The 19,638-nt window shown below is 57.6% G+C and carries 21 protein-coding genes; 13 read left to right on the forward strand and 8 right to left on the reverse strand.

The genetic code is table 11. From position 1 onward, the window contains the following. The first annotated feature begins 6 nt into the window (after positions 1-6). Both GBEM_RS08690 and GBEM_RS08695 read left to right on the forward strand, forming a co-directional pair. Complete coding sequence (locus GBEM_RS08690) at positions 7-831, forward strand: nucleotide-binding protein (RefSeq protein WP_012530163.1); 825 nt, start codon at positions 7-9, stop codon at positions 829-831. A gap of 92 nt (positions 832-923) precedes the next feature. Next, positions 924-1,388, forward strand: coding sequence for a GNAT family N-acetyltransferase (locus tag GBEM_RS08695; protein ID WP_012530164.1), 465 nt, complete (start codon positions 924-926; stop codon positions 1,386-1,388). Positions 1,389-1,538: 150 nt separating this feature from the next. Here GBEM_RS08695 and GBEM_RS08700 read toward each other — a convergent pair whose 3' ends face one another. Genes GBEM_RS08700 through cooS form a run of 4 tightly spaced genes read right to left on the reverse strand, consistent with a single transcriptional unit; the run spans position 1,539 to position 6,068 of the window. Next, the gene (locus tag GBEM_RS08700) at positions 1,539-2,336 is read right to left on the reverse strand and encodes an ABC transporter ATP-binding protein (protein WP_012530165.1); all 798 of its coding nucleotides are present in this window, start codon (positions 2,334-2,336) and stop codon (positions 1,539-1,541) included. Next, positions 2,333-3,067 carry an ABC transporter permease gene (locus GBEM_RS08705; protein ID WP_226373944.1) on the reverse strand — a complete coding sequence of 245 codons (735 nt, stop codon included), beginning with the start codon at positions 3,065-3,067 and terminating at the stop codon, positions 2,333-2,335. The genes GBEM_RS08700 and GBEM_RS08705 overlap by 4 nt, the downstream gene beginning before the upstream one ends. A 26-nt stretch (positions 3,068-3,093) precedes the next feature. Then, the gene (locus GBEM_RS08710; RefSeq protein ID WP_012530167.1) at positions 3,094-4,053 is read right to left on the reverse strand and encodes an ABC transporter substrate-binding protein; all 960 of its coding nucleotides are present in this window, start codon (positions 4,051-4,053) and stop codon (positions 3,094-3,096) included. A 14-nt stretch (positions 4,054-4,067) separates the two neighbouring features. Continuing rightward, entirely contained in the window at positions 4,068-6,068 is a 2,001-nt protein-coding gene (gene cooS / locus GBEM_RS08715; protein WP_012530168.1) for an anaerobic carbon-monoxide dehydrogenase catalytic subunit, read from the reverse strand. A 629-nt stretch (positions 6,069-6,697) separates the two neighbouring features. Between cooS and cysT the strand changes: the two genes are divergently transcribed. Genes cysT through GBEM_RS08730 form a run of 3 tightly spaced genes read left to right on the forward strand, consistent with a single transcriptional unit; the run spans position 6,698 to position 9,508 of the window. After that, a complete protein-coding gene (cysT, locus tag GBEM_RS08720) occupies positions 6,698-7,528 on the forward strand; it encodes a sulfate ABC transporter permease subunit CysT (RefSeq protein ID WP_012530169.1) in 831 nt (276 codons plus the stop codon). A 26-nt stretch (positions 7,529-7,554) separates the two neighbouring features. Further along, positions 7,555-8,436: a sulfate ABC transporter permease subunit CysW gene (gene cysW / locus GBEM_RS08725; protein ID WP_012530170.1), complete on the forward strand. Its 882-nt coding sequence runs from the start codon at positions 7,555-7,557 to the stop codon at positions 8,434-8,436. Positions 8,437-8,440: 4 nt separating this feature from the next. Further along, positions 8,441-9,508, forward strand: a complete 1,068-nt coding sequence (locus tag GBEM_RS08730) for a sulfate/molybdate ABC transporter ATP-binding protein (RefSeq protein ID WP_012530171.1) — start codon at positions 8,441-8,443, stop codon at positions 9,506-9,508. A gap of 529 nt (positions 9,509-10,037) precedes the next feature. Here the strand turns inward: GBEM_RS08730 and GBEM_RS08735 are convergent. After that, the gene (locus GBEM_RS08735; RefSeq protein WP_012530172.1) at positions 10,038-10,688 is read right to left on the reverse strand and encodes a hypothetical protein; all 651 of its coding nucleotides are present in this window, start codon (positions 10,686-10,688) and stop codon (positions 10,038-10,040) included. A 224-nt stretch (positions 10,689-10,912) separates the two neighbouring features. Between GBEM_RS08735 and GBEM_RS08740 the strand changes: the two genes are divergently transcribed. The 8 genes from GBEM_RS08740 (at position 10,913) to GBEM_RS08775 (ending at position 17,525) form a co-directional block, all read left to right on the forward strand. After that, positions 10,913-11,131 carry a hypothetical protein gene (locus GBEM_RS08740; RefSeq protein WP_012530173.1) on the forward strand — a complete coding sequence of 73 codons (219 nt, stop codon included), beginning with the start codon at positions 10,913-10,915 and terminating at the stop codon, positions 11,129-11,131. A 319-nt stretch (positions 11,132-11,450) separates the two neighbouring features. After that, complete coding sequence (locus GBEM_RS08750) at positions 11,451-12,137, forward strand: recombinase family protein (protein WP_012530174.1); 687 nt, start codon at positions 11,451-11,453, stop codon at positions 12,135-12,137. A gap of 51 nt (positions 12,138-12,188) precedes the next feature. After that, a complete protein-coding gene (locus GBEM_RS20675) occupies positions 12,189-12,338 on the forward strand; it encodes a Thoeris anti-defense Tad2 family protein (RefSeq protein WP_012530175.1) in 150 nt (49 codons plus the stop codon). Between the two features lie 9 nt (positions 12,339-12,347). Then, positions 12,348-12,695, forward strand: coding sequence for an antA/AntB antirepressor family protein (locus GBEM_RS08755; protein ID WP_012530176.1), 348 nt, complete (start codon positions 12,348-12,350; stop codon positions 12,693-12,695). Between the two features lie 301 nt (positions 12,696-12,996). Further along, positions 12,997-13,245: a hypothetical protein gene (locus GBEM_RS08760; protein ID WP_012530177.1), complete on the forward strand. Its 249-nt coding sequence runs from the start codon at positions 12,997-12,999 to the stop codon at positions 13,243-13,245. Position 13,246: 1 nt separating this feature from the next. Further along, the gene (locus GBEM_RS08765) at positions 13,247-15,031 is read left to right on the forward strand and encodes a hypothetical protein (protein ID WP_012530178.1); all 1,785 of its coding nucleotides are present in this window, start codon (positions 13,247-13,249) and stop codon (positions 15,029-15,031) included. Between the two features lie 298 nt (positions 15,032-15,329). Then, positions 15,330-17,036 (forward strand): hypothetical protein, encoded by a 1,707-nt coding sequence (locus GBEM_RS08770; protein WP_012530179.1) that lies wholly within the window; start codon positions 15,330-15,332, stop codon positions 17,034-17,036. Positions 17,037-17,126: 90 nt separating this feature from the next. Next, entirely contained in the window at positions 17,127-17,525 is a 399-nt protein-coding gene (locus tag GBEM_RS08775; protein WP_012530180.1) for a hypothetical protein, read from the forward strand. A gap of 64 nt (positions 17,526-17,589) precedes the next feature. On the opposite strand, the gene GBEM_RS21205 is transcribed toward GBEM_RS08775, so the two are convergent. The 3 genes from GBEM_RS21205 to GBEM_RS08780 form a co-directional block, all read right to left on the reverse strand. Then, a complete protein-coding gene (locus GBEM_RS21205) occupies positions 17,590-17,910 on the reverse strand; it encodes a hypothetical protein (RefSeq protein ID WP_012530181.1) in 321 nt (106 codons plus the stop codon). A gap of 154 nt (positions 17,911-18,064) precedes the next feature. Beyond that, positions 18,065-18,265, reverse strand: a complete 201-nt coding sequence (locus GBEM_RS21210) for a hypothetical protein (protein ID WP_012530182.1) — start codon at positions 18,263-18,265, stop codon at positions 18,065-18,067. A gap of 15 nt (positions 18,266-18,280) precedes the next feature. After that, entirely contained in the window at positions 18,281-19,585 is a 1,305-nt protein-coding gene (locus GBEM_RS08780) for a site-specific integrase (protein ID WP_012530183.1), read from the reverse strand. Between the last annotated feature and the right edge of the window lie 53 nt (positions 19,586-19,638).

Genomic DNA, 19,638 nt, shown 5'->3' on the forward strand with positions numbered 1-19,638 from the left:
TGCGCCATGGCTGTGGAACATCTGGTTATCGCAGGCAAGAGCGGAGTGGGGAAGTCGACCACCGCGGCCAATCTGAGCGCCGCCCTGGCGGAGAAGGGCAAGCGGGTGCTCCTCATCGGATACGACAGCCGCTGGAGTTCGACCGGCATCCTGTGCGGCGGCAACGAGCTGACCCCGCTGCCGGGATGGCAGGGAGAGGATGCGCCGCTCCAGGCGCTGGGGCACGCGGGGGCGCTCTGCCTGGAAGCGGGGGCGGCGCTGGAGTCCGGAGCCGCGACCGGGGGTGAGATCCTCACCCATCCGCTCATCGCCGACTACGACCCGGAGTACGTGGTGCACGACACCGCCTGGGAGCCGGCAGGGAGCTTCACGCTCCCGCCGGGAATCGACGGCGTCTCCCGCCTTCTGGCCGTGACCTCGGCGGACAAGTGCGCGCTGCAGGCGGTGAACGACATCTTCGCCTGGCTCAACACCGTGGCCTCGGCCGAGTGCCGCTTCGGCGGGGTGGTCGCCAACAACCTCTCTGGGCCGCTGTACGAGGCGATAGTCTCCGACTTCGCCAGCCAGACGGGAGCCGTCATTTCGGCCACCGTTCCCCGCTCCATCACGGTCTCCGTGAGCGACTTCTACAGCCAGACGCTGCTGCAGTCGGCCCCCTTTTCCCACGTTTCCTATGCCTACCGGAAATTGGCCCGGGACTTGGAGAAAAGCGGGGAGAAGCGCCGCCCGAAACCGCTTAGTAGTGACGCGCTGTCCAACTGGGCGCAGAAATGGGGGGACATAATCACCGAGTTGGAGACGGGGGTGGTTAAGGATGGACTCGGAATCTAGCCCGGATGCTTATGATTAAAACCGTTGACTTCCTGCAGTTATCAAAGTACCTCCTTGGCAAATTCTCATAATCCATTCCACGCGAGACACCAATGAATATCGAACCGGCAACACCCGAAGACGCGGCCGAGATCCTCGCGCTGCAGAAGGCCGCCTACCTGAGCGAGGGGGAGCTTTACGGAGACCTCTCCATTCCTCCCTTGACCCAGACCCTGGAAGAACTGGTGCAGAGCTTTGGCCGCAACACGATACTGAAGGCGGTGCAAGAGGGGCGGATCGTAGGCTCAGTCAACGGCCGGATAAGCAATGGGCGGTGCCTTGTCGGGAGGCTCATGGTGCGCCCCGACCTGCAGGGGAGGGGACTCGGAACGCTACTTCTGGCGGCAATCGAGGAGAAGTTCGCGGACGCCGTTTGCTACCAGCTTTTTACAGGTGAGAAGAGCGTCGCAAACATCCGCCTCTACGAGCGGCTCGGCTATCGGGTTTACGAGCGGAAGGAAGTGCCGGGGAGCGTGGCGGTGGTTTTCATGGAGAAGAAGGGGCGGGCGGCAACATGAAAATTGAGGGAACCTAGGGTCCCCTCCCCCTCTGGGGGAGGGACAGGGTGAGGGAGATGCCACCCTCACCCCCGCCCCTCCCACCTGTGGACCGTAGCCTACGGTGGGCGAAGGCCCAGAGGGCGAGGGGAGATAAGCGGAGTGCCAGATTTAAATCTGATACTCGACCGCGGCGGCCTGCTGGTGCACCAGGTGGAACTCGGTGAAGAGCCGCTTCCTGAAAGTGGCGAATTCCTGATCGGTCCTCTCCCTCGGGTGCGGCAGGTTTACTTCGAGGACCTTCTGGATCCGCCCCGGCTGCGGTGCCATCAGCACCACGCGCTGGCCTAGCGCAATCGCCTCGTCGAGGTCGTGGGTGACGAAGACGACGGTCGGTTTTTTCTCGGTCCAGATCCTGAGCAGCTCGTCCTGCAGGTGCAGCCGGGTGAAGGCGTCGAGCGCCGCGAACGGCTCGTCCATGAAGAGGACGCTCGGCTCTACAGCTAGTGCCCGGGCGATGGAGGCGCGCTGCTTCATCCCGCCGGAAAGCTCGTGCGGGTGCTTGTCGATGGACTGGGACAGGCCGACCATCTCCAGGGCCGCCAGCGCCTTTTCCCGCGCCTGAGCGGCGGGCACTCTCCGGGCCTGCAATCCGAAAAGCACGTTGCCGAGCACTGTGCGCCAGGGGTAGAGGCCGTAATCCTGGAAGATCATGATGTGGTCCGGGTTGGGCGCGGTTACCGGCTCCCCGTCGATCAGCACCGATCCCGAAGTCGGCTTCTCGAACCCCGCCATCAGGTTGATGAGCGTGGTCTTGCCGCAGCCGCTGGGTCCCACCAGGCAAACGAACTCACCTGCCTTGATGTCTAGATCGAGCCGGCTCAGGGCTATCTGCTGATCGCCGCGGGCCGACCTGAACCGCTTCTCCACGTCGCGAAGCTGTATTTTGCTAACGGGCGTTTCACTCATGCAGCCACCCCCCAGCGCCGTCCTATGGCCTTCTCAAAAGTTTTCATAGCCTTGTAGATCGCAAGCCCCAAGAGGCCGACGAGGAGCATGCCGGCCATCACCTGGTCGGTCCTCAGGAAATTGCGGGCGTCCACGATCATGAACCCCAGGCCCGACTGGGCCCCCAGCATCTCGCCGGCCACCAGGTGGATCCAGCCGGTGCCGACCGCAATGTGCAGCCCCACCATGATCCCGGGAAACGCCGCGGGGACGATGACCCGCACGAAGGTCAGGAAAGCGCCGGCGCCGAAGTTGGTGGAGACCTTCAGGTAAACCGCAGGTACCCCCCTCACCGCGCTGATGGTGGTCAGGAGCACCGGGTAGAAGGCGGCCAGGAAGATGATGAACACCGCCGGGGCGTTGCCGATCCCGAACCAGAGAACCGCCAGGGGAAACCAGGCGATGGGGGAGATGGGACGCAGCACCTGAATCAGCGGGTCTATGGCCCGGTGACAGCGGGTGAAGCGCCCCAGGAAGAGCCCGAGCGGGATGCCGGCCACGACAGCCATGAGATAGGCGGCGGCGAAACGCGCGAGGCTGATCCCGATGTTGGTCCAGAGGACGCCGTTATCGGAGAGTTCCTTTATCGCGAGGACAACGTCGGAAGGAGCGGGGAATTGTTCCGGCGGGTAGCGCCTTGCCGCGATCTGCCAGATAAGGACGAACGCCACCACGGTAAGCAGCGGTACCACGTAATTTTCCAGCCAGGATCGCACTGTTACACCGCCTTCCGTGCGAAGCGGTCGTCAAGGTAGCCGGCGAGGTCGGTCTTCTGCTTGGCGACGCCGAACTTGATCATGTAGTCCTGGGTCGCCGCGAAATCCTTCTTGTTGGGAACGAGGTTCTGGAAGCTCAGACGGTCGCGGGGGGAGGTGAGCACCCTCTCGACGATCTCCGGCCTCTGCCCGAGTACCTTCGTCGAACCCTTCGCCGCCAGCACCGGGCTGGTCTCGATGAAGGAGGCGGTGCGCAGGAAGCCGGCTACCATCTCCTGGACCGCTTCGGGGTACTTCGCTATCACGCTCTCGCGCACGTTGAGTACGCAGCAGATGTGGTCGTGCCAGATGTCCTTGGAGAGCATGAGCACCTTGCCGACCTTCTGGGCCTCTGCCTGGGCGCCGAACGGTTCGGCGACGATATAACCTTCGATGCGTCCGGTCGCCAGGGCGTTCACCATCTCGGGGGGCGCCATGTCGATGATCTTCAGATCCTTGTTCGGGTCGAGGTGCCTCTCGGTCAGCACTTTGCGCAGCAGAAGGTTATGGGTGGAAAACGGGCTGGGAACGGCGATGGTTTTTCCCTTCAGGTCCTCGATGCGGTTGATCTCGCTGCTGTTTTTCACGGTGATGGCGCTGCCGTTACGATGCCCCAGGAGCACTACCTTGACCGGCACCCCTTTCTGGCGCAGGGTCAGCCCGATGGGGGTCAGCAGGAAGGCCGCATCGATGGCGCCCACCTTGAGGGCCTCGGAGATCTCGGGCCACGAGGAGAACTTGACCGGCTGGATGCCGACGCTCTTGAACTGTTCCCGCTCGCTGGCGATCATCAACAGGTGGTCGGTGATGGGGAGGTAGCCTACCTTGATGTTCACCTTGGCGCCTCCCGCAAAGGCAAAACCCGGTACTGCCGCCGCGGCCAGCGCGAGGCCTGTCGTCTTGATAAATTCGCGTCTGTTCATGTCTACTCTCCCTCCTAGTGACTGTGCGTGTGCCCATGATCGTGGGCGAATTGGTGTGCCTTTTCTTCCTGCAGCGCGGAGAGGCGCCCGTTGGCCGCAGGGGCTGCGCTCTGCCAACCCAGGGCCTCCCGCCGCTGGTCGAAGTCTGCCACTATGCGCTGGGCCAACTGGACCGGGTCCTGGTCAACCACCATTACTGAGCCGAGTGTCTCCCTGGTGTCCTGATAGAAGAAATCGGAGACCCGGTCGGAGCCTGCGACCGGCGGCGTGATGCAGTGATAGGAGTTGAGCCCCAACAAGCGGAAGCTTAAGGCCGCCCCGACACCTTTCTCGTTGGACCACTCGGGACTGGAAACTGCGAGCGGCAGCCGGGGGAGCGATTCACCGGAAGCCGCGGAGATGGTCCGGAAAAAGGCGGAGGCCCTTGCGTTGTCGAGGCATTCACCCATGTGCCACACCGGCGGGAGGTTGAGAGGCGCGAGTGCCGCGTTGAGCCCCGGTCCGCTTCCTTCCAGCCCTTCGGGGAGGCAGAACCCCATCTTCAAAAGGGCGAAAGCGGCGCAGCCGTTGGTGAGCGCCAGCACGTCGTGGGCGATCAGTTCCTCGGCCACCCTGACGATGGCCTCTTCGTACACCACCTTCGGGTTGTTGCACCCCACCAGGTTCACCACGCCGCGGATGCGGCCGCTTTTCAGGTGCTCCAGCAACGGCTCGGCGCCGCCGAAGGTCGCCAGGATGTTCTCGACAGAGAAGCCGACCTCGGCATCCATGCGGGCCTTGGGGACGAACACTTTGCCGGCCTGGCGCTCGCCGTAGGCCTGTATGCCGCGGCGGACGATGCGCTCGGCAAGAATGTCCGCCTGGTCGAGGTTCGAGTGGTGGTGGTCGAAGGCGATGTGCTCTGCGCCCGGAAGCCTGGCGGAGTCGCTGGTGGTGACCACCCGGGTGTGGAAGCAGGCGGCGACGTCCATGATTCCCGGGAAGACGTCCTGCACGTCGGCTACCCAGAGATCCAGGGCGCCAGTGGCCAGGGTCAGTTCCGCGCCTGCCGCGTTGGCCAAGGGCGTTATGTCGCCGAACTTTGCCAGAGCCGAGTGTCCGGAGCAGCAGATGCCGTAGAGCTTGATAGTGCCGGCGCCGGCGGCACGTGCCTCGGAGAGCAACGTTTCGCCGCGCGCAGCCTTGACGATGGCAGCCACCAGCACGGGCGAGTGGCCGTGAACCGCGATGTTGACGCTGTCCAGGGTGATGGCGCCCAGGTTGGTGCTCACGCGGCTTCTTTTGGGGAGGCCGTAGAGGCAGTCCATGGCGATGGCCGAGCCGACCACGCTGCTCCAGGCAAAGGCGAGGCCGCAGCGCAGTATCTGGTCCGCCACGTTGCGCCAGTCGCCGTCGGTGCCGGTGCCGGTGCGGTGCAGCGCCTCGAAGACCTCGTGGTAGGCGCCGATCGGGAGAATGTCCAGGTCCTTCCAGACCTGGATGCGCTCGGCCGGGGCCATCGCTTCCAGGGTCTTATGCGGGCCGGGGATGGTGCGGCAGAGGTCCTCCAAAAGGATCATGGCTATTTCACCCGCCATCTCCTCGATGCTCTTTGCCTCGTCGTGGATGCCGAACGACTTCGCCGTGGCGATCACCTTCTCGGGACCGAGGATCGGCAGGTCGAGGGAGCCGTCGGCAGCGCCCTTCAGCGCCAGCATAACTTCACGGCCGCGTGCGCCATGTGCGGCGACGCCGGCTGCGGTCCAGCGGAGCATGTTGCGGGCGACGATGAGGTGCGCGTCGGCGCCGCAGACACCCTTGGGGCTCTTGGGGGTGATGCGGCAGGGGCCCATATGGCAGTTCTTGCAACAGGTCCCGTTCAGGCCGAATCCGCAATGCGGCTTCTGGGCATCGAACCGGTCGAATGGCGTCTCGATCCCGGCCGCCTCCATATGGCGCAGCATCTCCCGAACTGCCGGGTCCGGGGTCGATGCGATGACGTCTGCTTTGCTGGGGAAGGTGTTCTTCTTGGTCATGTGTGCTCGCTATGGTTAAAGTTGATGTAATCGATGTTGGCTGTCTTTACCAGTACCACCCTGTATTTGTCAAGAAAATTGGAAAATTTTGTAGCCTGTGTTGCTGGTAGAATGTTTCTATTTGAACGCGACAAAATTTATAAGCTTTGCTCGTTTGCAGCAGGTCTAAGAGACTGCCGGCCACCGATCTTCCTCCCACGAGAAGGCTTATCGGGAGGCACGGGGAACTAGGGATATATGTGCCCACCAAGCGCTGCAGAAGAACTAACGTTCCCCCCTTTGCGAAGGTTCATCGGAAAATACCGGGGAAAGCCGCTCTTGGTTCCCCCTCCCCATGTGGGAGGGGGGGACTCTTCTCCACGGAAATCCCGGATGAACCTTTGCGAAGGGGGGGCAGGGGGGATTTGCCTGGGCTATACCAATGGCAGGGGGACAGGCACCTTGCGGAGCCAGTCCCCTGTATGTATTTCACATCTCGCCGCGGTAAAATTCCAAACGATTTACTCTACCAATAAGGTGATTTTTTATTCTTGACAAAAGGACTGCGGTGGTGGTAGGTTTTGTCCACTAATTCGATGGGGTAACCATTTCGACCATCGGCTTTAGCTGCAAAGAACGGAGGAGGGGACATGTCCTGGTCAAGCGGGAAAAATAACGTACTACCCGGTTTCACCCCGGCACTCGGGTATACCGTCTTCTACCTGAGCCTCATCGTCCTCATCCCCCTTTCCGCACTCTTCTTCAAGACCTCGACCCTTTCCTGGGACGACTTCGTCACTGCCGTGAGCGCGCCTCGGGTGCTTGCTTCCTACCGCGTCACCTTCGGGGCTTCGCTCGCCGCTGCTGTCGTCAACGGCTTCTTCGGCGTTCTGGTCGCCTGGGTGCTGGTGCGCTACCGCTTCCCCGGCAAGAAGCTCATCGACGCGCTGGTCGATCTTCCCTTCGCCCTCCCCACGGCGGTAGCAGGCATCACCCTGGCAAGCATCTATTCCTCGAACGGCTGGCTCGGGCGCTACCTGGAGCCGCGCGGGATCAAGATCGCCTTCACTCCTCTGGGCATCATCATCGCCATGATCTTCATCGGCCTTCCTTTCGTGGTCCGCACGGTGCAGCCGGTCCTGGAAGAGCTGGACCACGAAATCGAGGAAGCCGCCTCCTGTCTGGGAGCCGGCCGCTGGCAGACCTTCCGCAGGGTGCTGCTGCCGACCATGCTTCCGGCCATACTGACCGGGTTCGCACTGGCGTTCGCCCGGGCAGTGGGGGAGTACGGCTCCATCATCTTCATCGCGGGGAACATGCCGATGGTCTCCGAGATAACGCCGCTGCTCATCATCACCAAGCTGGAGCAGTACGATTACGCGGGCGCTACCGCCATCGCGACCGTAATGCTCGTGGTGTCGTTTCTGATGCTTCTTTGCATCAATCTTTTGCAGAAGTGGAGCAGGCGTTTCGCGGATTAGGGGCGTAGCCTCGGGAGGGACGGAAGATGCAGGTAGGCAGGGTATCGAAAAAGGAAAAACAAAGAGGAGGGGGGAGCACCTCGGAACCCGCGTGGGTGCGCTACCTGCTGGTGACGGTGGCGCTTATATTCCTGGCTCTCTTCCTGCTGCTCCCTTTGGCGGCGGTCTTCGTGCAGGCGCTGGAAAAGGGGTGGGAGGCCTACTTCGAAGCGCTCAAGGAACCGGATACGCTGTCGGCCATCCGCCTCACCCTGACTACGGCCGCGGTCTGCGTCCCTCTGAACCTCTTCTTCGGGATCGTCGCTTCCTGGGCCATCGCCAAGTTCAACTTCCGCGGCAAGAGCTTCCTGATCACGCTGATAGACCTGCCGTTCTCGGTTTCCCCGGTGGTCTCGGGTCTCATCTATGTGCTCATCTTCGGGCTGCAAGGGTGGCTCGGCCCCTGGCTGCAGGACCACAACATCAAGATTATCTTCGCGGTCCCGGGGATTGTCCTCGCCACCGTCTTCGTCACCTTCCCGTTCGTCGCGCGTGAACTGATCCCTCTCATGGAGGCGCAGGGGCGCGAGGAGGAAGAGGCGGCGCTGACGCTTGGGGCTAGCGGGCTGCAGACCTTTTTCCGGGTCACCTTCCCCAACATCAAGTGGGGCATCCTCTACGGCGTCATCCTCTGCAACGCGAGGGCGATGGGGGAATTCGGCGCCGTCTCGGTCGTGTCGGGGCATGTGCGCGGCTCGACCAATACCATCCCCCTCCAGGTGGAGATCCTCTACAACGAATACAGTTACGCGGCGGCCTTTGCCGTCGCCTCGCTCCTTGCGCTGCTGGCGCTGGTGACCCTAGCCGTAAAGACTGCGGCCGAGTGGAAAATGCAACAGACCGTAACGGTCTCGGAAAAAGAAAGGTAGTCCCATGAGCATCGATATCGAGGCGGTCAGCAAGACATTCGGCAGCTTTAGCGCACTGAGCAACGTGAGCCTTAAGGTCCCCTCCGGGGAACTGGTGGCGCTTTTAGGCCCCTCCGGGTCGGGGAAGACCTCCCTTCTGCGGATCATCGCAGGGCTGGAAACACCGGACAGCGGCAGGATCCTGTTCGACGGGGTGGAGGCCACCAACCGCCAGGTGAAGGACCGGCAGGTCGGCTTCGTTTTTCAGCACTACGCCCTTTTCAGGCACATGACGGTGTTCGACAACATCGCTTTCGGCCTCACTGTGAAGCCCAAAAAGGAGCGCCCGGGGACGCAGGAGATAAGGGACAAGGTCTACTCCCTGCTGAAGCTGATCCAGCTGGAGCAGCTCGCCGACCGCTACCCGGGCCAGCTCTCGGGGGGGCAGCGGCAGCGCGTGGCGCTGGCCCGGGCACTTGCCGTGGAGCCGCAGGTGCTGCTCCTCGACGAGCCGTTCGGCGCGCTCGATGCCAAGGTCAGGGTGGAGCTGCGCCGGTGGCTTAGGCGCCTGCACGATGAGATCCACGTCACCAGCGTCTTCGTGACCCATGACCAGGAGGAGGCGCTTGAGGTCGCCGACCGGATCGTGGTCATGAACCAGGGGAAGATCGAGCAGCAGGGGACACCGTCGGAGGTCTACGACCACCCGGCCACCCCGTTCGTTTACGACTTCCTTGGCAACGTCAATCTCTTTAAGGGGAGGGTGCACGAGGGTACTGCACAGATGGGGGGGATCAAGCTTTCTTCTCCGGAAAACGCGTCGGCTAACGACGCCCCTGCCGTGGGCTACGTCCGTTCGCACGACATCGCCATCGAAAGGGATTCGAGCGAAGGCGCGCTCAAGGCCGAGGTGTGCTACCTCCTCTCGGTGGGGCCGCTGGTCCGGGTCGACCTTTCTTTGCCGGACGGAGACCGGACCATCGAGGTAGACCTGCCGCGCGACGAGGCGGACAAGCTCGGGCTGAAGGTAGGCGACCTAGTCTTCGCCCGCCCCCGCAAGATGCGGGTATTCGTGGACGATTACCAGATATAGCCCCGCTTCCAGCACCCCTGGCTCCTGGCGCAGGACCAGAAGCTGTTAGGCAAGGAGCTGGCTTAAGGCGGGTAAGCCACTATTGCCGCCGTCATTACGTCGCAGTCCTTTATCAGCCCGCCACTGAAGCGGTGCCTAAATAGTTCTACGACATCTTCCGAAGTAGGAACAGTGACAAACAAAAAAACCGTTGCCTCTGTAAGTCTCTCGAAAAGACTCAGCAGAATCGCAACGGTTTTTTTAAACAAAAGTTGGTGGGCGAGATGGGATTCTATTATTCGCTCTGCTCATGAACCCATTGTCCCCAGTACCACGGAGGAACAACTCTAGATTCCTGAGGAACTACGCCCGTTTAACTTTTTTGAATAGATAGTTTAAGCCACTTGTGGCGACCTTGATGTGCCTCTTCTCCAGACATTCTGTGTGGCAATTTTGGGGAAATCTTGAGATGGAACCTTAGCACGCCGGGACGCAGACGACAAGTTCATCCGTTCCCACCGCTGCACATATTTGCATCTTCAGCGGAACCTCATGCGCGTAGTTGGGCTTGCCTCGCAAAGTCAGTCAGCCCCTTCAATGCACCTGATGTCCCTTTGCACAACACTCCACAAGAAGTTTCAGCAAAGGCGTACTTGATCTTAGCTGCTCCAGGTTCACTCAGTATATACCGGAGTTGCCCGTAAGCCGTCACAGATTCTCTCGGCTCAAGTCGCCTCGGCCACTTCCCCCCATCAATAACTAGCGGTTGTATTATTGTCATTCGGGTGCTTTGACCAGCGACCTGGAATCCGATAGTGTCTATAACGACAGGAAAGGTGCTGAGGTTTACTGCTTCAATAGCAAAGTACTCGTCAAGGTGGTCTGTGTTGAATTCGGTAGATGATGCCAACACGCCCTCAATTCCAGTGACAGGGTTCTTTACTCTACGCATTATTGCTTTAGGTTGAACCTGAACCTGAACCTTCCTCTTAGCTCTCTCGATGACGAAGTTATACATACCCAGAGCCATCGCTACGAAGGCAGCAACCGCAGTAACCACATCAGTAATGTCTTTGGAGTTCATGGTTGTTCCTGGCCTTTGCTCGTTGATAGGTTCTGCCTTTCCATCTGATACCACAAATCTACATGAAAAAATAATACAAAAGTTTGTAAGGGTATTCTCTACCGTCTTCGCGTCCAATTACCCCCATAGCCCCGCCTTCGCTCCATGTGCGCGGACTCCTGCAGCTTCTGGGATGGCGTCTTTAATTCCGCATCTGCAGCGTCTTCTGTATCCGTAAGTCCTTTCAGAACCGTAGTGTAAGTAATTGATTTTAAAGCAATATAACCTTGACTGGCTTCTGCCGCCCATGATACTACCTTCTACACTGCAATGCATACTGATGAATCCAGGAGGATGCACCTATGGTAGTGAAGCTCGATGGTAGCGACAAGGTAGAGGTGGCAGAGGGGTCTTTCGTTTGGCTGAAGGACAAGAAGCTGGAACAGGGGGAACTGTACCTTGAGTGGGAGGACATCCAAGCTGCAGACCAGGAAGCCATCCTCGACCTCAGGAACCAGATTGACAGCCTCACTGGGAAGCTAGCAGACATTGTGCTCTCTGCCGCGAAGAAGACCACATAGAGATTGACTCAGGAGGAGAGGTCACCTAATGGCCTCTTCTCTTCCCACCATCGTGACCACAGGCAACTGTGGCTCATCCCGTAGCGAATCCCAGCGTGCAAGGTCATAGTAGGGCCAGGGGCTGCAGCTAAAGTCCCTCTGCAGGGCAAATACGGAGCTTGGTGTTTTCTGGGTGGCTCTCAACTTCTGTCCTCTCCCTACTTCTTCCATCACCTGCAGCCTATCACCCATCACCATGCAGTATCTCTTGACATCCTCTGTCTATCGTGTATGTTTTGGTCGAACGTCCATTCAAGCAAAACGTACGGAGGTCCACAGCATGGCTACAGGGAAGCTCATTTCATACCTCAGGGTGTCAACCGACAAGCAGGGGAAGGCTGGACTAGGGATAGAAGCGCAGAGGGCAAGTATCACCAGCTACCTCAACGGTGGAACCTGGGAGTTGCTGCAGGAGTATGTGGAGGTGGAGTCGGGGAAGACCTCTGACAGGCCACAGCTGCAGGAAGCTCTCAAGGCATGCAAGAGGACAGGAGCTGCTCTGGTCATCGCCAAGCTGGATAGGTTGAGCCGCGACCCTGACTTCCTCGGTACGCTGATGAAGAGTGATATCGAGTTCATCGCCTGTGACATGCCCGATGCCAACAAGTTTATGGTACGGATCATGGCGGCACTGGCAGAGAAGGAACGGGAGATGATTTCCGAAAGGACCAAGGCGGCACTCAAGGCTGCGAAGACCAGAGGAGTCAAGCTCGGCAAGCCAGAAAATGCAACCCCAGAGGGGAGAGCTAAAGGTATCGCTCAGAGCCTGGAGAAGAGGCAAGAGAAAGCCAGTCGGTTCACTGCTGAGGTTCTGCCGCTAATCCTGGAGCACAAAGCGCAGGGTCAGAGCCTCAGGGGGATTGCAGACGTATTGAACTGTTCCAGCGTCCTGACCGCAAGCGGAAAGAGTGGTGCGTGGACAGCCTCTGCCGTGAAGGTCATCCTGGACAGGTCAACACTGCCATGATTCCGAGTACCTGGAGATAACTCTTCGCTTTGGTACAAGAACGGCAAGGGCATGTGGCTAGGCCTCCAGGTTCCGGACGCAGGTAGCAAGATGTCTCTTCCGTACATCTACATGAAGACAGCTGATGACAAGCTCGTACCGTGGCTGGCATCTCAGACCGATGTGCTGGCTGAAGATTGGCGCATCGTACTTCCTAACTAAGGAGACCCAATGAACATCCAGAGCATCGAACTCAACGACGAAACCACACCCTCGGTAGACGCGAGGGAACTCCACGGAAGGCTGGACTCCAAAGAGATGTTCGCCCACTGGATCAAGGACCAGATCAGAAGGGCCATGCTGGTTGACGGCGTGGATTACGTTATTGGGGAATCTCCCAAAAACCCCAAAGGTGGCAGACCCACAGTGGAATACCTTCTCTCCCTGGATGCCGCCAAGAACATCTGCATGATGTCCCAAAGCACACAGGGCCAAGCCCTCAGGAAGTACTTCATCGAGGTGGAGAAACGCTACCGCGCACAACTGCAGCTCACCGAAATCATACGTATTTTGAGATAACCCCCCGCATAGATACAACAGCCGCGCATTGTCTCCCCCAGAGGATTCCCTCCCCTCACCATTTCATCAACGATTTCAGCTAGTACGAAATAACCCTGCCCATTGGATGGAAAACGCCTCGCTTGATCCGCATGCCCCTCCACAAATCCCTGTTGTTCCAGGTAGCTGGAGATAACCCCTACCTTTGAAGTAAGAACCAGCTCTCCCTCCAATGTTTCACCTTCATCCCTGCCTATCAGTGTCGTTTGCAACATAGCCCTTCAACAACACCAACGAATCTCAAGCCAAAGGAGCCGCACAAATGAGACAACAGCAGACCCAAAAGAACTCTGGACAGCATTACCACCTCAACCTCGACAGGATCACCTATGCAGCCCTCGGCGGCTGTCTCCGAGTCCACCGGAACCACGGCAACGACTTCTCCAACAGCGTCATCGTGAGGAGGGCAGTTCGGGCCTACCTGGAGAAGCTAGAAGCCCTTGAGGCGTCCAGTGTCGGGATGGACCAGGAAGTGATTGAGACCAAGAGAGCAGCCAAGGGGGTGCAGTAGCATGGAGCGCACAGTACCGCCCAACACTTTGACCTTCCTTGCATACAATGAAGTGAAGGCATTCTTCAAGGAGAAGGATCATCAGCCATCGTCGGAGATGTACCAAGGGCTATACAACCTCCAGGACACCCTTACCAGGATGCTCAGTGGAGACCTAGATGAAAAATATTACCTGTCATCTCTCGATCCTGGAGTAGGCAAGACCTCAGCCATCAAGGCATGGCTCCACGTCTATCTGAAGCGACGGACGCAGTACGGGGACAGGGGTGTCATCATTTGCTTTGATCGATTGGACGAGATAGAGCAGTTCATCCGTAGTAGTGCGATGCCTGAAGATGTCTACGGTGTCCTGGTCAGTGGGTCAACGTCAAGGGGAATCCGCCTGAATGACATGGGTGTTGGAGTCGATAGCCTGGATTCGGCAGTCGTGCTCCTGACCACCAAACAGCAGATCATCAAGAGGACACGGAGAGGTAGAGCCTTTGGTGGGGTGTCGAGGTTCTACTACCAGGGCGCACCCAGAGTTGTCCGCATCTGGGATGAATCCATGACGGTGGGGAGGTCTCTCACCCTGTGTGCCTCGCAGATTCTGGAGTTGGTACACACCATCAGCAGGGTTGATGTTGGGCTTTCCCTCAGGGTCCAGGAGTTCGCCCTCAGCCTGGGGAACTGTTCCGACAAGGCCATCTTGAGCGTTCCCGACCTTGGTGGCCTGGAGTTGGGGTACAACTTCAGGTGGCGTGACAGCACCATGAGAGACACAGCAGAAACATTGGCTTTGCTGTCTGGGAGGGTTGTTACCGTCAGGGTCGATGGCGTCGGGAGAGTCGCTCTCGATTGCGTCCAGAGCTTACCTGAGGACTTCAAGCCTTGCCTCGTAACGGATGCATCAGTCAGAATCAGAGAGACTTACAGACTCCAGGAGACCTATCGCGGGGACGTAGAGCGGCTGACTCCAGTGACCTCTTGCAAGCGATACGATAACCTGAAGGTCTTCGTATGGCACAGACGAACGGGCAAACAGTCGTACAGGATTGAAGGTGTCGAGGAGGTCGCCAAGGAGGTCGCCAAGGTTGTGGCTGCTCGTACACGGGAAGCCTTTCTCATCGTCGTAACGAAGGAGAACAGGACAAAGATGTCAGGGGCTCTCAAGCGGGAGCTGCCGTCAGCCGACTACTCCAGGCTGCAGTTCCTCACCTGGGGGATGCACCTTGCAACCAACGACTATGTGGATATTCCCAACGTGGTCATCACCAGTCAGCTCTACTACCGACCAGCAGACTATGAGGCTGGAGCAAGAGCAGCAGCCACTCTTACGACCTCAGACGGGCAACTGTCGGAGGAAGTGTTCCAGGCATTCAGGAAAGGGGAGACTGCTCACCACCTACTGCAGTGCATCTGCCGTGGGGCTGTGAGGAAGGCTATAGGCAACCAATGTCCTCCTTCACGATGCTGGATCATCTCAGCCAGAGGGATGAAGGTTGAGGAGCAACTCCCCGACATCTTCCCTGGGTGCTCAGTGGAGCCATGGGAGAATGCACCAGTAGCCTTCAAGGAGATCAAGCTTCAGGTACTGGGATACATACTCGACTGCCTGGGAGCTGGTGTGGAGAGGATCAAGGCATCAGCAGTTAGGACATCAGCAGGTATCAAGTCAGTTTCCAACTTCAAGCGCGACTACTTGACCGACTCCAGGTTCATGGCCCTGTGCAACGACCACGGTGTAATCATCCTCCATGAAAACAGCAGGTACTTCTTTGAAATGAATCCCTTCAGGATGCAGTAAAAGTGCTCAAACTCCGATAATAGTAATAGCCTTTGAGTACCTTCACTGTTTTGACCTCAGTTTCCTTTCCTCCTGGTCGGAGAGTACAAGCTACTACAGCAATACTGCAGTTCCAGTAATGACCTCCTTCAGCCCAGCTCTGTAACAGAGTGTCGCTGAAGCTCACCATTAGCCTCATGTAGTCCCCCTCCAGTTTCATCTTCCTTACAGCCAACAACTAAGCCTCATCATCCAGAGGTCAACCAAACAGAAGGAGTCGATGCGAAGCTCATCAGACTTCCATACACAAGGAGCCACTATGCCCTATTCAGCACTTCAGAAACTCTCCAGTCGCACCCCCACCAGCAACAAATATCCCTACCAGACTGACGCCAAGCTGGAGGTGGTGGCCAAAGCTACCGACCCGTTCGTACAGCAGGGGCTCATGGGGCAGGATGTCATCAAGGCACTCTCTGCCATCAACCCTACACTGAAGGCTTACGGTGATGTCCAGGAGGCGAACAAGCCTGAGAACGTAGCCAAGGCCAAGATGGACGCCAAGAACGGCACCTACAGTAAACCCGATAGCTTCCTCAACCAGGGCTCTGGCTACTCCGAAACCTGGAGGATGACCAACGGGGAAGCCAAGATGTCGAAAGTCAGTGGTCAGCACCTTCAAGACCTCCACGACAACAACTACTTCATCGACTCTCCGGACCCTCAAGCTGCCATCAAGGAGAACTACCAGCAGCACTACGAGGCGGCATTCGCTGATGAGGAGACCAAAGACCCCTTCACCATGGCGGGAGCCTCGGAGCTGTACCATGCCACTGAAGCCAAAGCTACTGCTGGCTACCAAGCAGCCTTCAACAAGAAAGCCATCAACACCCATGAGCAGAACCTCAATGACATCGCATTGACTACGGTACAGGATGCCTTCCGTGAGGGGATTCATGATCCTGCAGTGGTCAGGAACCTTCTGGCCAACCTCAGGCACGGTGTCGATACCAACCTAGTTCCTGCCAATAGGATAGGCTCGGTGGTCACCAATGCCCTGGTGGGTGCGGCTAAAGCCAACATGATGGACACTCAACTCCCTCTGCACGAAAGGCAGGAGTTTAACATGGTGGTCTTTGATGCTCTTAGGACTTCCGACAAGGACGGCAACTCCTGGTACAAGGCAATCGATCCGGACACTGGGAAGACGCTGAACAGGAACGCTGTAGATGATACTGAAGCCTACCTCCACAAGGTGGCTGAAGAGGAAGAGAACCAGATGGAACGGAAGCTCCTGAAGGACCAGGAGGAGAACTCCTCTGGCATCATGGCAGCTATCCTCTCGACAGGGCACAGCAGGGACCTCAACACCTTCTATCCAATCCTCAAGGAAGCTGCAGACCTGAAGTACATCAGTAGGGAAGGCCTGAAGCAGATCGAGAACATGCTGAACACCACCATCCAGGGTGGCACCCACATCATCGAGAACCCCACGGATGTCAATGCGCTTTACTACAACGTCCTTATGGGTAAGGTGTCGAGCAAGAAGGTGTACGAGGAGCTGGCTGGTGAGAGGATTCGTCCTGACACCGCACAGCAGATGATGGGGCTCATCGAGAGGAACAAGGCGCACATGGAGAACCTCGCAGCTGAAGGCAGGAATAATGAGCAGCAGCTGTTCGCCCAGAGTTACACCCAGCAGCACCAGACGCTGTACACCCTGTACTACAAGCTTGATGAGGAAGGTAAACCAGATGTGGACTCTGCAGAACGCTGGGGGGCTGTCCAGGACTACTACAACGACCTCGTCTACAGCCAGAAGAAGTCCCCGGTCCAAGCCAAGATGGAAGTCATGAAGGCTTTCCCTGCCGATGGTGCAGACGGTGGGTTCAAGACTGCCCAGGAAGCCCAGGACGAAGGCAAGAGGGCTAAGGTGATGTACGGCACTGGAGCCATCAACAAGAAGGAGTTCGACAGGATCATGGCCAAGGTTAAGCCCTGGGCCTACAGAGCAGCCAACAGGCGATAGAACGGCAAAGAGCCGCTACAGCATCAAGCTCCAGGTGTCTGTAGCGGCTCCTTCTCATCTTTCATCATCACATCATCAAGGAGACGTTCAATGGAACTCGCAGCACTCACAGGTTCTGTGAAGCAGATAAATTGGGCTCAGATCATACGGCGCAAGCGGCTCAAGGTTTGGCAAGGAGAGGACTCCAGCAGGTTCAAGGCTGTGGAGTCGATGCTGCATCAGCAGGGGGAGGCGTCCTGGTGGATAGCCAACATGGAAGAGAGCCTACAGGAGGTCTGCAAGGTGCTCGATGGGGGAGTCAAGCCCAAGACACCAAGGGCATCAGGAGAGGACGCCAAGGAGGTCTCAAGCGAAGCAGTCGTGGCGAAGCAGAAGCCCGTGAGTGAGGGTGTGGTCAGGACGATAACAGCAACAGGCTTCATTCAGGTGGGGCCGACGCGAGACAGGAGGACAGGTGAAATCGTAGTGGATGATTCGTTGCCATTCTAGGTGATTGACTTGGTAAAAAGGGGGGGTGCCTGAAGACCTCTCCATCCTCAGGCACTCCAAGTCCTCAATATCCGTATATGCTGCGAGTATTGCTCCTGCCGGTCGAGTTTCCGCTTCCACTGTTTGTGTAGCCAGGATCACCGTAGGTTCTCGTATTGTAGCTGGGGCTTCTATCGTTGTAGGTTGGGGAAGCTGTCCCTTCGCTACCAGTGTATGGATTGGTGTTACCTCGGACGTTGTAGTTATTGTTGTAAGAGGAGTCGGGCGATGACCGGGTATAGCCGTTGACATAAGTTCCGTCTTTTCTAGTGTAGCCATTTACATACTGGTCAGCAAAGGCAGAAGTAGCGACTAAAAGCAGCAGTAGTGCGACAAGCGATTTCATGATGCCCCCTATTTGGAAGATTGAATTAATTAGATGCAACTATACATAAGTCTCATGGGAAGTCAATCTCATTGACTTTAATTGAATGGGCATAGTTGACCATACTCTTCGACTCCGGCAACGGAGGGTCTGGTGTGGTGGCTCCGTCATCTCATTACCTTTGACTTAGTCCAGGAGTTGCCAACACCCACTTACGCGCCGGGCCGTCTCCTTCAAAATGGTAAATGGTTCCTGTAGAGGTATCCAATAACGCCGCATTGTTGTAGCCAAATGGGACAAAACGACCTACCGGACTTTGTTGGTCACACCCAAACAACGTAATCGACAGCAGGAATATTGAGACAGCCTTAATCATTAGTGACCTCCTGATTCAGGGTTGGTAACACATCGTTGACAATGCCTCAAGTAAAACCTTAGGCTGATACCTCTTGCCATACCTCCCTGTTGTGATGCTGTCGTTTGCGTGTCCCATCAGTTCAGCGATAAGGTTTTCCTGGACCCCCAACTGTTTCAGGGTGTCGGCAAAGGCGTGTCTCAGGGAGTGGAAACTCTTGAGAGGGTCTTCTGTGACATGCTTCCGGTTGAACCTGCCGAACCAGTTCCCGACCGCAGCACAGTACCCATCACTGTCCCTTCTGACCAACTTCGGCCACATCCTCACAGACTTCCTTTCCTTCATCGTCTCGACATATCGGAGTAGTCCCAGGCCAATCAGCTTCGGGTGGATCGGCACAAGGCGCTTGCTTGCCTCCGTCTTAAGTCTCTTATCGGCTTCCTCGTTGACATCGAAGACCCAGACACCGTCAACCTGTCTCACATCCGAGACATGAAGACCGCAGATTTCCCCCAGCCTCATCCCTGAGTACATGCCGATCAAAGGCACCCAGTACCGCTCAGGCTTGGCAGAAGGGGAGGGGAGAGCAGCGACCATCTTCTTCAAGTCCTCTCTGGTGTATGCTTTCCTCTCCTCATCAGCTCTCTTCTTCTGTTTGACCTTCAGCCCCTCTGTAGGGTTATCCCTCCTGTATCCCTCCTTGACACAATGAATCATGAGACTGCCGAACAGGGTAAGGAGCTTGTTGACTGTGGTGGTGCTCATCGGCGTGATGCCCTCCAGGGCTAGAACTTCCTTGATGGTCTTGCCTGGGTGTTTCTTGTAGAGATTGGCTGGGAGTCGGCACAGGGTATCCCTCAGTTTCCTAACCTCTTCGCGGGTGACCTCTGCCACGGTGTCAACCTCAAGGACATCCTGGAGCAGCCGCCAGTAGCTCCCATACTCCAGCAGAGTCTTACCTGTCCATGCTGACTTGTTGTCGTTGACATACTCTTGAATGATGCTGGCGATGGAGGGGGAGGGCGGTGGAGCTGCAATCTTGGGCTCTACAAGGTTACTCTCTGCCTGTGCTGGGATGGTGCTGGATATCTCCTTCTTGCTTCCGAGGAGTGAGCATAGGCGTTCTGAGGCTTGAATAGGGGTGATGAAGCCACAACGGGTAAGGGTGAAGACTCCGAGGAACTGAGGAAGCAAGGAAGCTGCAGAGAGTCGGGCTGATTTAAGGTCTCTGGTGCGTAGTGACTTTAGGATTTCTGCAGATGTGGAAATACCAGGGAGGTCAGCAGGGATTCTGATACGGAGGTAGTAGTTTTGGTTCCTTAAACGCAAATAGTTGGCCATCAGCTCTCGCTCCTCTGTGTGGCAAAAGAGGGTACACGGTGTGCTTGAATGGC

The organism is Citrifermentans bemidjiense Bem (genome assembly GCF_000020725.1).
Taxonomy (GTDB): domain Bacteria; phylum Desulfobacterota; class Desulfuromonadia; order Geobacterales; family Geobacteraceae; genus Geomonas; species Geomonas bemidjiensis.

Coding starts and splice junctions, on each gene's coding strand:
- GBEM_RS08690 (WP_012530163.1), top strand. CDS start 7: ATGGCTGTGGAACATCTGGTTATCGCAGGCAAGAGCGGAGTGGGGAAG.
- GBEM_RS08695 (WP_012530164.1), top strand. CDS start 924: ATGAATATCGAACCGGCAACACCCGAAGACGCGGCCGAGATCCTCGCG.
- GBEM_RS08700 (WP_012530165.1), bottom strand. CDS start 2,336: ATGAGTGAAACGCCCGTTAGCAAAATACAGCTTCGCGACGTGGAGAAG.
- GBEM_RS08710 (WP_012530167.1), bottom strand. CDS start 4,053: ATGAACAGACGCGAATTTATCAAGACGACAGGCCTCGCGCTGGCCGCG.
- cooS (WP_012530168.1), bottom strand. CDS start 6,068: ATGACCAAGAAGAACACCTTCCCCAGCAAAGCAGACGTCATCGCATCG.
- cysT (WP_012530169.1), top strand. CDS start 6,698: ATGTCCTGGTCAAGCGGGAAAAATAACGTACTACCCGGTTTCACCCCG.
- cysW (WP_012530170.1), top strand. CDS start 7,555: ATGCAGGTAGGCAGGGTATCGAAAAAGGAAAAACAAAGAGGAGGGGGG.
- GBEM_RS08730 (WP_012530171.1), top strand. CDS start 8,441: ATGAGCATCGATATCGAGGCGGTCAGCAAGACATTCGGCAGCTTTAGC.
- GBEM_RS08740 (WP_012530173.1), top strand. CDS start 10,913: ATGGTAGTGAAGCTCGATGGTAGCGACAAGGTAGAGGTGGCAGAGGGG.
- GBEM_RS08750 (WP_012530174.1), top strand. CDS start 11,451: ATGGCTACAGGGAAGCTCATTTCATACCTCAGGGTGTCAACCGACAAG.
- GBEM_RS20675 (WP_012530175.1), top strand. CDS start 12,189: ATGTGGCTAGGCCTCCAGGTTCCGGACGCAGGTAGCAAGATGTCTCTT.
- GBEM_RS08755 (WP_012530176.1), top strand. CDS start 12,348: ATGAACATCCAGAGCATCGAACTCAACGACGAAACCACACCCTCGGTA.
- GBEM_RS08760 (WP_012530177.1), top strand. CDS start 12,997: ATGAGACAACAGCAGACCCAAAAGAACTCTGGACAGCATTACCACCTC.
- GBEM_RS08765 (WP_012530178.1), top strand. CDS start 13,247: ATGGAGCGCACAGTACCGCCCAACACTTTGACCTTCCTTGCATACAAT.
- GBEM_RS08770 (WP_012530179.1), top strand. CDS start 15,330: ATGCCCTATTCAGCACTTCAGAAACTCTCCAGTCGCACCCCCACCAGC.
- GBEM_RS08775 (WP_012530180.1), top strand. CDS start 17,127: ATGGAACTCGCAGCACTCACAGGTTCTGTGAAGCAGATAAATTGGGCT.
- GBEM_RS21205 (WP_012530181.1), bottom strand. CDS start 17,910: ATGAAATCGCTTGTCGCACTACTGCTGCTTTTAGTCGCTACTTCTGCC.
- GBEM_RS21210 (WP_012530182.1), bottom strand. CDS start 18,265: ATGATTAAGGCTGTCTCAATATTCCTGCTGTCGATTACGTTGTTTGGG.
- GBEM_RS08780 (WP_012530183.1), bottom strand. CDS start 19,585: ATGGCCAACTATTTGCGTTTAAGGAACCAAAACTACTACCTCCGTATC.